4 protein-coding genes are annotated in these 14214 nt (G+C 57.6%); 1 reads left to right on the forward strand and 3 read right to left on the reverse strand.

The genetic code is table 11. The features are described from left to right. Nucleotides 1–92: 92 nt before the first annotated feature. Nucleotides 93–1136 (forward strand): LLM class flavin-dependent oxidoreductase, encoded by a 1044-nt coding sequence (locus tag ACOYXG_RS15235; RefSeq protein ID WP_225135307.1) that lies wholly within the window; start codon nucleotides 93–95, stop codon nucleotides 1134–1136. Between the two features lie 92 nt (nucleotides 1137–1228). Here ACOYXG_RS15235 and ACOYXG_RS15240 read toward each other — a convergent pair whose 3' ends face one another. The 3 genes from ACOYXG_RS15240 to ACOYXG_RS15250 form a co-directional block, all read right to left on the reverse strand. Next, nucleotides 1229–1594 (reverse strand): hypothetical protein, encoded by a 366-nt coding sequence (locus tag ACOYXG_RS15240; RefSeq protein WP_414888330.1) that lies wholly within the window; start codon nucleotides 1592–1594, stop codon nucleotides 1229–1231. 293 nt (nucleotides 1595–1887) lie between these two features. Beyond that, entirely contained in the window at nucleotides 1888–2457 is a 570-nt protein-coding gene (locus tag ACOYXG_RS15245) for a hypothetical protein (RefSeq protein WP_414888331.1), read from the reverse strand. Continuing rightward, nucleotides 2458–14190, reverse strand: a complete 11733-nt coding sequence (locus tag ACOYXG_RS15250) for a two-partner secretion domain-containing protein (protein ID WP_460352576.1) — start codon at nucleotides 14188–14190, stop codon at nucleotides 2458–2460. Nucleotides 14191–14214: the final 24 nt, after the last annotated feature.

Here is a 14214-nt window from a genome sequence, read left to right on the forward strand (position 1 = left end):
ATGTCGAAGTGTTTTCTGACACACCGCTATCGCGAGCAGGCTCACTCCTACAGGTTTTGTAGCCTCAACAATAAAAGATCCGAGGAAGCGTCATGAAATTTTCCCTGTTCATCCACATGGAACGCTGGGACGAAAGCGTCAGCCACCGCCAACTGTTCGAAGACCTGACCGAACTGACCCTGATGGCCGAGGCCGGTGGTTTCAGCACCGTGTGGATCGGCGAACACCACGCGATGGAATACACCATCTCACCCAGCCCGATGCCGCTGCTGGCCTACCTCGCCGCCAAAACCACCACCATCCACCTCGGCGCCGGCACCATCATCGCGCCGTTCTGGCACCCGCTGCGGGTGGCCGGTGAATGCGCGTTGCTCGACGTGATCAGTAATGGACGCATGGAAGTCGGCCTCGCGCGCGGCGCCTATCAGGTCGAATTCGATCGCATGGCCGGCGGCATGCCCGCCTCCAGCGGTGGTCAGGCCCTGCGCGAAATGGTCCCGGTGGTCCGCGCCCTGTGGCAAGGCGACTACGCCCACGACGGCGACATCTGGAAATTCCCCACCTCCACCAGCGTGCCGAAGCCGATTCAGAAGCCGAATCCACCAATGTGGATCGCCGCCCGCGACCCGGATTCGCACAATTTCGCCGTGGCCAACGGGTGCAACGTGATGGTCACGCCGTTGATGAAAGGCGACGAAGAAGTCGTCGACCTGAAGAACAAATTCCAGACCGCGCTCGACAACAATCCAGACGTGCCGCGTCCGCAACTGATGGTGCTGCGTCACACCCACGTGCATTCGGCTGACGATCCGGGCGGCTGGAAAGTCGGCGCTAAAGCGATCTCACGTTTTTACCGCACGTTTGATGCGTGGTTCGGCAATAAGGAAGTACCGGTCAACGGCTTCCTCGCTCCCAGCCCAGAAGAGAAATTTGCTGGCCGCCCGGAGTTTGAGCTGGAGAGCCTGCACAAGACGGCGATGATTGGTACGCCGGAAGAGATCATTCCGCGGATCAAGTATTACCAGGAACTTGGGGTGGATGAGTTCAGTTTCTGGTGTGACAACAGCTTGCCGCATGCGGAGAAGAAGAAGTCGTTGGAGCTATTTATCAGGGATGTGGTGCCGGCGTTTCGTTAAGTCACTGCCGATCGCCAGTCCAAATAAAAAGCTCCGAGCAGTTCGGGGCTTTTCAGTTCAGCAGCAATTGAAACCCGGCCTAATAATTCCAATCACAAAAACACTTTGCTAACAGTGTCCATATCAGACTGGATAATCTCTAATTCTTTATCATCAACGCCGATTTCTACAAGACTCTCAACGCTGCACTTTTCGTACGTATCTGCCAAAAATTCCAACATATCAATCGCGTATTGACTTTCCCTTGACAGCCTTAACCCACGACGAATGCCTTCCATATAAATAGCGGTCTGAAGAACTGCGTTAGCGCCAGGAGAATCCTTTCGCATAAGACGCTCCAATTCATCTTGAGTATACGCAAACGCTTGTTCCGGACGAAAACCAAGTTCATCAATCGCGTAGCTATAGTTCCCTGCAACCATAGCTCTAGCCTGATTAAACATACTATCGACTCGCATATTCAATTTTCCACTGTAAATACATTCAATTGAATTTTTAGATAGCGATCACGTGGGGAAAACGCGGACAGACCACGTTTCTTAAATAAATTTCAAAGCTGTGGCCCGTGCCCCTTTATCTAAACGTGGTCTGGCCGCACCTACATGCTGGCACAGCGGAGCCCGAAAAAAAACAACCTTGAGGGCCTTCTTCTCAACACTTTTCCACACGGGAGATCGATCACCAGATCCTGTTGCAGAGCATTCATGGTTCGATCTCCAATACCGGGAGGAACAAGCGGAAGTGGTATGGTTTATTCGAGCGGGACCCGCCCACCTTCATCATTGAAATAATCATGAAACGCGTCAATGATTGTGTCCAAAGTTCCATCACGACCTTTAAGGGCTTGAAACTCCTTGGAACGGATCAAATTACGCCCTACGCCCTCAGAAAATTTTAACTTGGCATTGGCCTTACTCAGAGCCAGCACACCAAACTCTTCGTAAGCACTTTCAAACAATAGCCAATCAAAACCTAGATTACCGATGATCATCGGGTAATCCGCAGTGCCTTTGAAAAAGTCCCGAAAGCCAGAATTCAAGACTTCGATACCTTCATCGACATTGTTCCCATCGAAAAGGTAGCACAAGCCAGAAGGTGCGCTGAACAAGGCGAATACGTCTGTCGAGAAAACTTCATAGTTCAAGCGAACCAAGTCACTGAGAACATCAGTACTACTTAGCACTGGCCTTTCAAAAAAATAATACTCAAGCCCTGAATCAAGAAAGACCATCGCAGGAAGATCTTTTTCCAAATCAAGGTGCCTCGCTAACGCTGCCGTTATGCGATTCACTTCTTTAAATTCCACTTTTGACAGGCTCATTTACTCAACCTTGAATCGGATTTTGACAATCGATCTGTCGATGCCTTTAATTAGCAATTCTGCCGTAGGTTCTTTTGTCGACGTAGACATCGGATAGAACTTATAAGTCCTGTCTCCTTTGGTCAGCATGGAGACCGTTCCGTCCCCTGAAAACGTTCTGTTGTAACCGTTGGCTTCCAGCGTTTTTATTGCTTCTGAAGGTGAGGTATAAGCATCAATTTGGCCCACGCTCTTTCGCGTCCATTTTGGCTTAAACTCTATACCAGTTTGGTAAGGGGCGCTTTTGCCAATAAGTAACATCCCTGCGGTCATCTGCAGCTCAGTCATCAACGTCGCCCGCTGTTGCAGCGTTAGCGGCTGACCCGCTTGCTGATCCAGCCAACTGGTATCTTTTGCCCACTGGTCTGCGAGAGCCATCTCGTCGGGGGTCAACCAACCTTCTGCCAGGTTTTTGGCGAAGGCCATCTGTTTATCGGAGGTAAATAAAGCCCCCCAACCGTCAACGCCCTGCGATGGAACGGCTATCGACCAGGGGTTACCATTAAGCAAACCCACCATGTCGTAAGAAACATTTCTGCGAAGGAAATTCAACAGATCCTTCGCCACCGGAGTATCCATGGAAACGGCGCTGCTCTGGATTTCATCAACACATGCCCGACTTTTGCAATCATTGATTGCCATCGAACGTTGGGCGGACAGATCCTCATACTTAGTGACGATGTCGCGGATCGTTTGCGCACTACAACCAGCAGTTGATCGACATCCCTCAAGCTCTTTGAGCAATCGTTCGGCGGACGGATGGTCAAGATTGTTGTACTGGGTTGCATTGGCTGTCACAGCAGCAGCAGTGGACGCATCCCCACCTGTAATTGCAGCCGTCAGTACGCCAACCAACTGCGAGGCTGCCAGTAACTTGTTTACCCCTTGCTGATAAACCGCACTGTTCTTGTCAACACCTACCGGCAACAGTTTGTCGGCCAGAAAATCAACCAGCGCCTCATTCGCCCCCGCTGCAATCGCACCGGTACGGAAATCGCCACCCATCGCTTCGGCCATCAAACCGCCCAGCGCGGCATGCATCACAACCTTGGTGACTTTGCCTTGGTCGAATACGGTGATATCACCAATCTTATTAGCTGCAACCGCGCCACCGATGGCAACGACGGAGCCAAGTGCTGAAGAAACCAGATTGTCCTGAAGACTCCCGCCCATGACCGCCGTTTTCGCCAAGGCATCAAACGTCGCCTTCATAGCTACGCTCTGGACACTGTCCAGATCGAAGTTCAGATCTGTGGGGTTGTATCCGAACTTCGAGGCAATACCTGCCGTGATTGCAGCGAAAACGTAACTTTTGAAACTCTCTGAAGCGATCACATCCTTGAAGGTATCGCCCAAGTTGCCCTTGTTGTTGATTGCACTGGTGGCAGCCTGCCCTACCGCTGCAGAAAACGCCGCCGTGGCTGCCGCAGATGCAGCCGCGGCAATGGTAGCAGCCGTAGATGCGGAAGCACCCGCAGCGATTGCCGCAGACGAAGCCGCTTGACCTGCAGTAGCCCCTATCGTCGCGGCTGTTCCGGTTCCTGCTGTCAGCACAGAAACAATGATGACCACCGCCAGCATGGCTGCCGGCCCCATTCCGGAGTTGCTGTATTTGAACGATTCGTGGGTTTCCTTGACCATGCGCCAGTCAACATCACCGCGTTTCTCGGCGTCTTTCAACCAGGCGAGCCCCGGGTCTGCTTTGACCATGGCGTCGATCGTTTGACTGACCGACTTTTGGTTGATGTCGCGCAGGTCGATATTCAAGCCGTCAATAGCATTGATTACCAGATTGCCATTAGCTGTGAGTTCGGTCTGACGCAGTGTTTCGTCGGTATTCCCTCGCCCCTTCGCAGAACTCCAAACCGAGCTTGAACTGCTCTTCTCGTGACTCTCCTGATGCAGATCCTTGACGCCTTCGAAAGTAACGGAGCCGCCACTGGTGATGGTCAGATCATTGCCACTTTCCAGTTTGGCGGCCTGGTAATGTTGATCGCCATTACTCACCAGGACCATGTCACCACCCGAGGTGATCACACTGCCAATGTTGTCGACCTTGGTCACCTCATCACGCTTGGTCTTACTGGAACCGAAAGAGCCCTTTTTCTTCTTGTCGTACAGCGAATAATCAGTGTCCTGGGCCGCGAGAATATTCAGGTTGTTACCCGCTACCAGATACGCCTCGTCGCCCGCCGTGACCCGGCTGGAGACGACGGTCAGATCTTCGCCAGAACTAAGCGCCACACTGCCGCCTGCCGTCACCCCCGACATGACCTGGCTGACATGATCTTCCTGAACGGTAAGTTTCTTGCCCTTGGACAAAGAGTGCTGTTCGTCCGCCGCAGAACTGATGATCAAGTTTTCGGCAGCGCTCATCGAGACATCGCGCTTAGCATCAATCTGGCTGGCGATCACTGCCAAGTCGCGACCGGCCTGCGCTGTGAAATCGCGTCCCGCATTGACGTTCGCACCCAGTTGAGTGACGTCACTGCTGTTGTGTTTGCTGTCGTGAAATACGCTGTTAGTGACTTGTGTCGCTGCGATATTGAGATCGCGCTCGGCATCAAGATCCATGTCTCGACCGCTTTGCAGCACACCACCGGAGATATTAATGTCGCGGCCGGACATGATGCTCAGGTCATTGGTGGCTTCGATACGTGCAGCTGTATCGGCGAAATCGTGATGCTGAGTACCGAAACGTGTACTGCTGTCGGATGAAGTAACAGTGCGCTCGTTGATTACATCTCCACTGAGTGTGTTCAGCGACACTTCACGCCCGGTGATGACGCCCCCGGATTTATTGATAATGTCGTTGGTCGCCAACAGATCCAGACGATTCCCAGCCTGAATAAGTCCACTATTTATCAGATTATTACCCGCCGTCGCCGACAGATTATTCGTCGCCTTCAACGTCCCGACGTTATCCAGGTTCTCACCGGCAATCAGCGTCACATCATTACCGGCAATCAGCGCCCCGGTAGGACCCAGACGACCATTGGCCTGCGCCAGATAAACCACCGGCACTAGCACTTTTTCGCCGTTCACTTCGTGCTCTTCGAGCCAGACGATATCGTGGGTCAGCGCGGCGACTTGCTGCGAGGTGAGGCCGACGCCTACCGACAGGTTGAGGGCGTCCTTGCTGGCGATGGCGTTGTTCATCAGGTACTTGAACATGCCCTCGTTGGAGGTCTGGCCGTCGATGAAAGCCTGGCCGGTGCGGGCGGTCACGGCTTGCTGGATCAGGCGTTGTTCGTAGAGGCCGTCGCCGAGGCGCTTGGCGCTCTGGTCGGGGTCGTAGCCGAGTTTTTCCAGCAGGTAGTCGGAGCTCATGAACGACTTGAGGTCGGTCAGCACCGGGTTGGTTTCGATCAGGTATTTGTGCGCGTAGGACGGCGCCTTGGTGTCCGGCAGACCGGTGACGCGGGTCACCGGACGGGTGTCGATCGACTCCTTGGCGTCGTTGCCGCGGTCTTTCATGCCCGGGCCGGCGGCGTTCACCGGCACGTTGACGTCGACCGTGCTGGCCAAGGCCTGCACGATGCTTGGGGTGCGGTGGAACGTATCTACTGCGCGCGTGCTGTCGGAGACCGCGGGCGGCGCGTCAATGAAAAGGTTACGCGGGCCGCCGCTGCTGCCAGCCACGACGTGAGCTTCCGTGGCGACGGTTTGCCCGCCCACGGTCCAGGTCGGCGCCGGGCCGGTCGCGGCGACTGGCGCAGTATCAGCGGCGCCCTGCCCGCTCAGGCGGAACAGACCGTTCTCCCCGGTTGGCAGGGAGAAGCCTGGCAGGGACAGCGGGTTGACCTGCTGCTGGGCGAGGTCCGGCGGCAGTTGGCTGTTGATCCGGATAACGGTGGTGCCAGTGGTGCCGACGTTGGTGTTGCCGACCTTGTTGGTGCCTCCGGTCGAGCCGTAGTCTTGGTGGATAACGCTGTTTTCCAGTTCCTTGGCGGCGGTGATCGATACGTTGCCGCCTGCCTGGATGACTGCGTTGCGGCCAGTGTTGGTACTGGCAGCACCGGTGCTGTCCACGGCGATTTCAGTGACAGACTCCGCTTTGTACTGGGTCAACTGGCCGGGCAGTTCAACCAGATTGTTCGGGTCATACAGGGAGGGAGTTGTGGTTTCAAAGCCGTAGTTCAGAGCCGGAAGTGCGATGCCGTATCCACGCAACGCACTAACAACGGCGCCCGTTTCACTGTCTTTGAGCGAAACCACGTCATACCACTCACCGTCGCGGTTGCCCTCTCTGATACGACCGGATTTCGGGATGGCCTTACGGATGCCGCCTGACGGATCGATGTAATACACATACGGGAAATCAGGATTGTTTCGCTGGTTGTAGGGCATTACGACGTCTTCGAGAAATTGCGTCGTAGTACCGCCCCCCATGGTGAGTACGTAAGTACTTGAGCGCTCGATCGTCCCGCTTTTTGCACCGATATTCTTCAAGTTGTCAGCAGTGATGTCGATGTTGCCGCTCGCGGCGATAGTACTTTTGCTATTAAGAAACGTACCACCCTTGAAAACGAAATCCTTGCCGACATTGAGCACTGCTGACGCGCTGCTATCAGTGTCAGTACTTTGAAAAAGCTCGCGAGCTATCAGTGTGAAGGTGAAAGTACCGCCCCTGCAGTCATTGCAAATATTGGCGATATAACCCGAGATCAGTTTGCGATCGCCCGACATCACCGGACCTTCGGTACGGTTCTCGAAAACATCGGCGTTGATCTGGAACCCACCACCGCTCTCCATCGAACCGGAGATGTTGTAGACCCCAGCAGCCCGCGCGGCGCCGCCGTAACCCTTGATGGTCACATTCCCCAACCCGTAGAAATCACCGTTCTGGTTGGTCAGATTGCCCACACTGAGTGTCATGTCGTTGCCGCTGAAAATCAGCCCGCGATCATTGAGCAACGAAGGTGTGTTGATGTTCAGGTTCTGCGCCGCCCCGAGGGTGCCGTAGTTGGTCAAGCTACCGGCATTGACGGTCAGGTCTTCGCCGGAAGTGATGCGCCCGGCGTTGACGAGGGCCCCGCCCACACTGATGGTCGAGGTCGTACCCGCGGCGAAGCTGCCGTTCGCGCCGATGTTCATCTGTGCTGCAGAGAGGTAAGTGCCGCGCTGGCTCGACAGCCGGCCATTGCCGCTGTAGCCGCCGCTCAACTGCATATCGATCAAGCCATCACTGGCGATCAAGCCATCGTTGGTCCAGTTGCCGCCCCGCAGCTGTAATACATCCGAGGCGAGCAACTTGCCGTTGGCACTTTGGCTGAATTGCCGGACATTGACGTTCAAGGTTCCGGCCTGAATCACGCTGGAGTTGTTCCAGGTATCAGCATTGAGTTCCAGCAGCCCACCGGTGGTGATGCTGCCCCCCGCACCGATCACATTGGCCGTGGAGATCTCGAACTTGCCGCGGCCGACGTGGTTGAGTTGCCCGCCGTCATTGAGGAAGCTGCCGACGTTGACGGTCATGTCGGTGTTGGCGGTTTCCAGCACGCCGTTACGGTTGTCGAGTTGGCCACCGATCTGCAAATCAGTCTTGCCCCAGTTGCCCAGCGAACGCAGACGACCATTCTGGTTGTTGACGTTGGCCGCCCTGACGGCGAGTTGCGTGTTGCTTTCAATGACGCCCGCAACGTTGCTCAGCGCGCCGCTGAGGCCGAAGTCGATGCGCTCACCGGCAATCTGCCCGGCACCGTTGTCCAGGTTGGTGCCGCTGACGCTCACCAGACCTTTGGCATAAAGCACACCGTTGCGGTTATTGAATCCGGCCGTGGTGATGTTCGCGTCTGTCGCTTGCGCGGAGATGCGTCCGCCGTTGTTGTCCAGCCCCGCCAATGCCGTCAGCTTCAGACCCTGCGCCTGAATGATGCCGCCCTGGCGGTTGTTGTTGAGGTCGTAGCCATTACGCAGCACACCCACCGTCCGCGCTTCGAGTGCGCCTTTGATGCTGGACAGGATGCCGCCGCGGTTATCGATGTTGGCGGCGTTGACGCTCACATCACCGTTTTGTGCGATGACCTTGCCGCTCTGGTTGTCGAGGTCGCCGCTGACATCGAGGGTCAGGCCGGTTTCACTTTGCAGCGCGCCTTTGCCGTTGTTCAGGCTCGCCGCCTTCAGTTGCAGCGCGGAGTTCTGGCTGTAGATCAAGCCGTCAGCATTGTTGCGCACTGCGCCGCTGGCGGTGATCTGTAGCAGATCATTGGCGGCGATGGTGCCCTTGTTGCTGTTGTCCAGCGTGCCGGTCGACAGGTCCAGATTCTTCTGGCTGGCGATCTGGCCGTTCTGGTTGCTCAGGTCGGTCACGCCCTTGATCAGCACGGATCCCGCGCCAGCCAGTCGGCCACCGTTGTTGTTGAGGTCGCCGCTGAGGTTGAGGGTGATCGCGTCGTTGCTGGCGATCTGGCCGCCACTGTTGTCCAGTCGCGAAACCGTGGCGGTGATTGCTTGTTGCGCATTGATCGCGCCGCCGACGTTGGTCAGCGCCATGCTGACTAGAACCAGCGCCGCATCACTGGCGATCAAACCGCCCTGATTGTTATTGAGCGCACCACTCAGCGTCAGGCTTTGCCCTGCTCCGCTGCTCAAAATACCTTTGTTGCTGTTATCGAGGCTGCCGGCCTTGACCGTCAGGCTGCCCTCGGCGACCAGCGCACCGGCGCCACTGTTGAGCAAAGCGTCCTTGAGCTCGACCGCGACATCGCCGAGCTTGCTGGAGAGTGTGCCGCTGTCGCGGTTGTCGAGGCTGTCGCCGCTGACGCTCAACCCTTGCCAGCCGGACAGCAAGCCTTTCTGGTTGGTGATCGAGGTGCCACGCAGCAAGAGTTTTTCGCCGCTGATCAACTTGCCGGCGTTGTTATTCACGGTACGAGCGATGACGTCGAAACCCAGGTTGCTGGAGATCTCACCGCGCTGGTTGTTCAGGTCGCGTAGACGCTTGATGGTCAGCGGGCCTTTGGCGGTGAGCAGGCCGTTCTGGTTATCGAGGTCACCGTTGGCCAGGTCCAGCGTGATGGCTTGGTCGCCCAACAGGCGGCCGCCGTTCTGGGTCAACGAAGTCAGGGTCAGATCGATGTCACGCGCGGCGGAGATTTCACCGCCATTGCTGGAGTCGAGACTGGTCGCGGTCAGCTTCAGATTGCCCTTGCTGTTGATCAAACCACTGTCACGGTTGTTCAGCGCCATCGCATTGAGCGTGACTGCGCTGACACCCAGTAACGTGCCGCTCTGGTTGTTCAGACCGGCGCTGCTGATGTTCAGCGCCTGCGCGGCACTGATCAGGCCGCTGGCATCGTTGCGCAGCAGGCCATCGACCGTGAGTTCAAGATCGCCACGACTGACCAGGCTGCCACCGCTGTTGTTCAGGCTGCCTGCCCGGACATCAATCGACGCCGCGCCGATCAGCCCCTTGACGTTGTCCAGCGCGTTGGCAATGCGCAGGGTCAGGCCCTGATTGCTCAGGAGTTTGCCGTTGCTGTTGTCCAGGCTTTGCGCGGTCAAGGTGAACGCTTCAGTGCTGGAGATCGTGCCGCCCTGGTTGTTGACGCCGTTGAGTTGCTTGAGCAGCAGAGTGCCGGGCGCGCTGATCACGCCGTTGATGTTGTTCAACTGGCCTTGGTTCAGGTCCAGGCTAAGGCGCGTGTTGCTGAGTAGCTTGCCGCCCTGTTGATCGAAGCCTGTCACCGATGCGGTCAGTGCGCCCTGGCTGCCGATACTGCCGGCATCGCTGTTGGTTACCTGGCCGGCGACGAGATTGAGCGTGTCGGCGCTGCTCAGCGAACCGCTGCTGTTATCGAAGTCACCGGTCGTGACCGTGACCGCGCCTTTGCCACTGAGGGTGCCCTTCTGCCGGTTATCCAGGCCAGTACTTTTCAGCACGAGGGCGCCATCGGTGACGATCCTGCCTGCCTGGTTATCGATGTTGCCGCTGCTGTCGAGGGTCAGATCCGCCGCGCTGGACAGGCTGCCACCGGTATTGCTCAGTTGCGCAGTATTGACGGTCAGCGCGCCTTCGCTGCTGACTTTGCCGAGTTGGTTGGTGAAGTCGCCGCTGAGGTTCAGCAGCATGTCCTTCTGGCTGAGCAATTCACCGCCGCTGTTGTCCAGCGTACGACCTTGCAGCTTCAGCAGCGTGCCCGTGTCGATCAGGCCCTTGTTGCGGTTGAGCAACTGATCGACCGTGAGCGTCAGTGCGTTGCTGGTGAAGACCTTGCCGCCATCGCTGTTATCGAGTTTTTTACCGGTCAGCAGCAGATCGCTGTTGGTGGTGATTTCGCCGCCACGGTTGTCCAGCGCATCGACCGTCAGGGTCATGGCTTTGATCGAACCGAGCAAGCCACCCTGGCGGTTGTCGAGGGTCTCGGCGCTCAGTTTGAGCATACCGGTGGCGATCAGTTTACCGTTCTGGTTGTTCAGGTTTTTGACCTGAACACTGGCATCGGACTTGCCGGCAATGCTGCCCTGCTGGTTGATCAGCGTATCAGCGGTCAGCGTCAGTTCACCGTCGGCGATGAGTGTGCCGGACTGGTTGTTCAAGGTCTTGTAGGTGGTCAGCAGCAATGGGCCGCGACTACTGATCAAGCCATCCTGGTTGTCGAGGCTCACGGAATGGCTGTCGAGTGCCGCCGCAGAAATTACGCCTTTGAGGTTATTCAGCGCTTGAGCAATACGCAGCGTCAGCCCTTGCTGGCTGATCAGCTTGCCGTTGCTGTTATCCAGGTCATTGGCGGCGAGGGTGAATGCTTGCTGGCTGGAGATCTCGCCGCTGTGGTTGTTCACGCCATTGAGGTTTTTCAGCAGCAGGGTGCCGGGCGCGTTGATCAAACCGTTCTGGTTGTTCAATTGGCCGTGGTTCAAATCAAGGGTCAGGTCGGATTTGCTGAACAGTTCGCCGCCCTGCTGATCCAGCCCGGTGACCGATACGTTCAACGCTTGCTGGCTGGCAATCCGGCCAGTGGCGTTGTTGACCTGAGCGGCCTTGAGCGTCAGAGACGCTTCACTGGTGAGTTTGCCGCCCAGGCTGTTATCGAAATCACCGGTATCGACATGACTGGCGCCTTTGGCGCTGATCAAACCTTTCTGGCTGTTATCGAGGCTGGCGCTGGTCAGGGTCAAGGAGCTGTCGGTGTTGATCGAACCCGCCCGATTGAGCACCGCGCCACGACTAGTTACCGACAATACGCCGGCTGTGCTCAGGCCACCGGCGCTGTTGTCGAACCGGCCAAGATTGGCCGTCAGCGTGCCCTCGCTGCTGATAGTGCCCTGCGCGTTGATCAAGGCATCGTCGAGGGTAATCACCAGACCGTTGAGACTGTTGAAGCGACCGCCGCTGTTATCCAGGCTGCTGCCGGTCAGCGTGGTTGCGCCCTTGGCGCTGATCAGGCCTTGATTCAGGTTGATCAGTTTCGCCACGGCGAGGCCCAGGTCGGTGCCGGCCAGCAGCTTGCCGCTGTCGCTGTTGTCCAGGCGCTGGCCCTTGATGTTCAACAGCAGACTGCTGGAGATTTCGCCGTTGCGGTTGTCGATGTCGTCGACTGTCAGGGTCAGCGCTTTTGTGGTGCCGACCAGACCGCCATTGCGGTTGTCGAGCGTCTTGCCGGTCAGGCTCAGATTGCCCTGAGCGACCAGCGCACCACCCTGCTGTTGCAGCAACCCGATGGCCGCAGTCAGATCACCTTGGCTGGAGATCCGACCTGCGGCGTTTTGCACTTCGCCCGCGTTGAGGCTCACCGGACCGACCGCACTGATGAGTCCGCCGCTGTTGTCCAGACGTGTACCGGCGTAAGCGATACCGGACTTGCCGGTGATCTGGCCCTTGTCGCGGTTGTCCAGACGGTCGACGTTGAGTGTCAATTGCTGATCGGCCTGGATCACGCCGGCACGGTTGTCCGCGGTATCGCTGCGCAGTGCCAGGGTGGTTTTACCGATGAGTTTGCCGTCGCGGTTGTCGAGGCTGCCGGCTTGCGCATCGATGGCGCCCTTGGCGGTGATCTCGCCTTTGTTGCGGTTGTCGAGTGCGCCGCGCAGACGCACGGTCAGGCTACCGTCGCTGACGAGCACACCGCCATCGCGGTTATCCAGGCTGGCCGCCTGCAGACTCACCAACTGGCCGGACCCGAGCACGCCGTCACGGTTGTCCAGCGCGCCGCTGAGGTCGATATTCAGCCCCAGATCGCCGAGGATCTGACCGCTGCGGTTGTTCACCGTTGCCGCGTTGAGCCGGGTGAGGCCGCTGCTGGAAAACTCGCCGTTGCTGTTGTCCAGTTGACCGAAACTACCGGTCAGATGGCCCGAGCTATGGATCACCCCTTGAGTGTTGAATAGCTGATTGGCGGTGACGTTCAGCGTCGCATTACCGAGCACGCGGCCGCTGTTGCGGTTGTCCAGCGTGCCCGCCGTGATCGCCGTGGTTTGTCCGCTGAGCGTACCGCCCTGGTTGCTCAGGGTTTGCGCAGTGCTGACTGTCAGATTGCGGCCGGCGATGAGGCTTTTGCCAGTGTTGTCGAGGTTTTGCGCACTCAGGCTCAGATCACCGTTGGCGTTACGGCTGCCGTCGGCGTTGACCCCGGCCTCGATGACTCCGGCGTTGGTCAGCTGACCACCGGCACTGAGGTTGATACTGTCGCGGGCAGCCAGGGTCTGGCGGTTGGTCAGATTGCCTTGGGTTTGCACGTTCAATGTCGTGCCGGCATACACCGGCCCGCGCGCATCGAGACTGGCCGCCTTGACGTTGACCGCACCGGTCGCCGAGGTATCAACCAGGCTCAATTGACCATTGGCATCAAGCTGAATATCGCCACCGCTGGCGATCAGTTTACCGTCGAGCTTCACGCCGACCCCGGCCTCGGTGCCAACCAGTTTGATCGCCCCGGCATACATCCCGCCCAGCGCCGAGGAGTCAATCGCCAGTTGCGGTTTGGTGCTGCCGTCATCGGCACGGGCCGTGGCATTCAGGGTTTGTGCGTTGACGTCGTTGCGCCCGGCAACAATCGTCAGATTCTGCGCCTGAATTTCGGCGTTGATCTTCGCGCTACGGGTGATGATTTCGAAGCGGTCGACGTTATTGGCGTTGAGGCCTGCGCCTTCGATCGCCACAGAACCCTGATCAACCTGAAAACGATCCAGCCGGCCCGCGCCATCCAGCACCGGCTTACCGGTAGTCAGCGTCACGCGCGGTGCGTTGATGAAGCCGCAGCCATTACAGGTGATGCCATACGGGTTGGCGACGATCACTCGCGCTGACTGCCCTGCCACTTCGGTGTAACCGCGCAACTGGCTTGGGTTGCCGCTGATGACTTCGTTGAGAATAGCTTGCGCCGAACCGCTGTTTTTCAGGTTCGGGTTGCCAATGATGTGCCCGGCCAACTGGGTGTTCGAGGTCTGCGCCGAGCCGTTGTTGAGGATGACACCCTGCGCGCCGACGTTGTAATCGTGGAACTGATTATGCGACAGCCCGCTGCCGTTGGGCGTGGCGATGTTGATGATCGGCACGCCATTGCCGGCCCGGTCCAGCGCGGTGTTCGGGTTGGCCACGACAATGCCGTCGGCCTGCGCCCACATCGGTTGCCAGAACATCACGTTCGCCAGCAGGAACGCCAGCCCGCGCTTGGGCATGCCCAGAAACGACTCACGGTTTTTTACGGCCGCAGAAGGCTGGCCTGCAAGGAAGGCGAACTGACGAACATCCATGTCGATGGTCTCGAAGAATTTGAA

The sequence above is a fragment of the Pseudomonas sp. G3-39 genome, from assembly GCF_054790485.1.

Excerpts from the sequence above, each read along its gene's own strand:
- ACOYXG_RS15235 (WP_225135307.1), top strand. The coding sequence starts at position 93 with ATGAAATTTTCCCTGTTCATCCACATGGAACGCTGGGACGAAAGCGTC.
- ACOYXG_RS15240 (WP_414888330.1), bottom strand. The coding sequence starts at position 1,594 with ATGCGAGTCGATAGTATGTTTAATCAGGCTAGAGCTATGGTTGCAGGG.
- ACOYXG_RS15245 (WP_414888331.1), bottom strand. The coding sequence starts at position 2,457 with ATGAGCCTGTCAAAAGTGGAATTTAAAGAAGTGAATCGCATAACGGCA.
- ACOYXG_RS15250 (WP_460352576.1), bottom strand. The coding sequence starts at position 14,190 with ATGGATGTTCGTCAGTTCGCCTTCCTTGCAGGCCAGCCTTCTGCGGCC.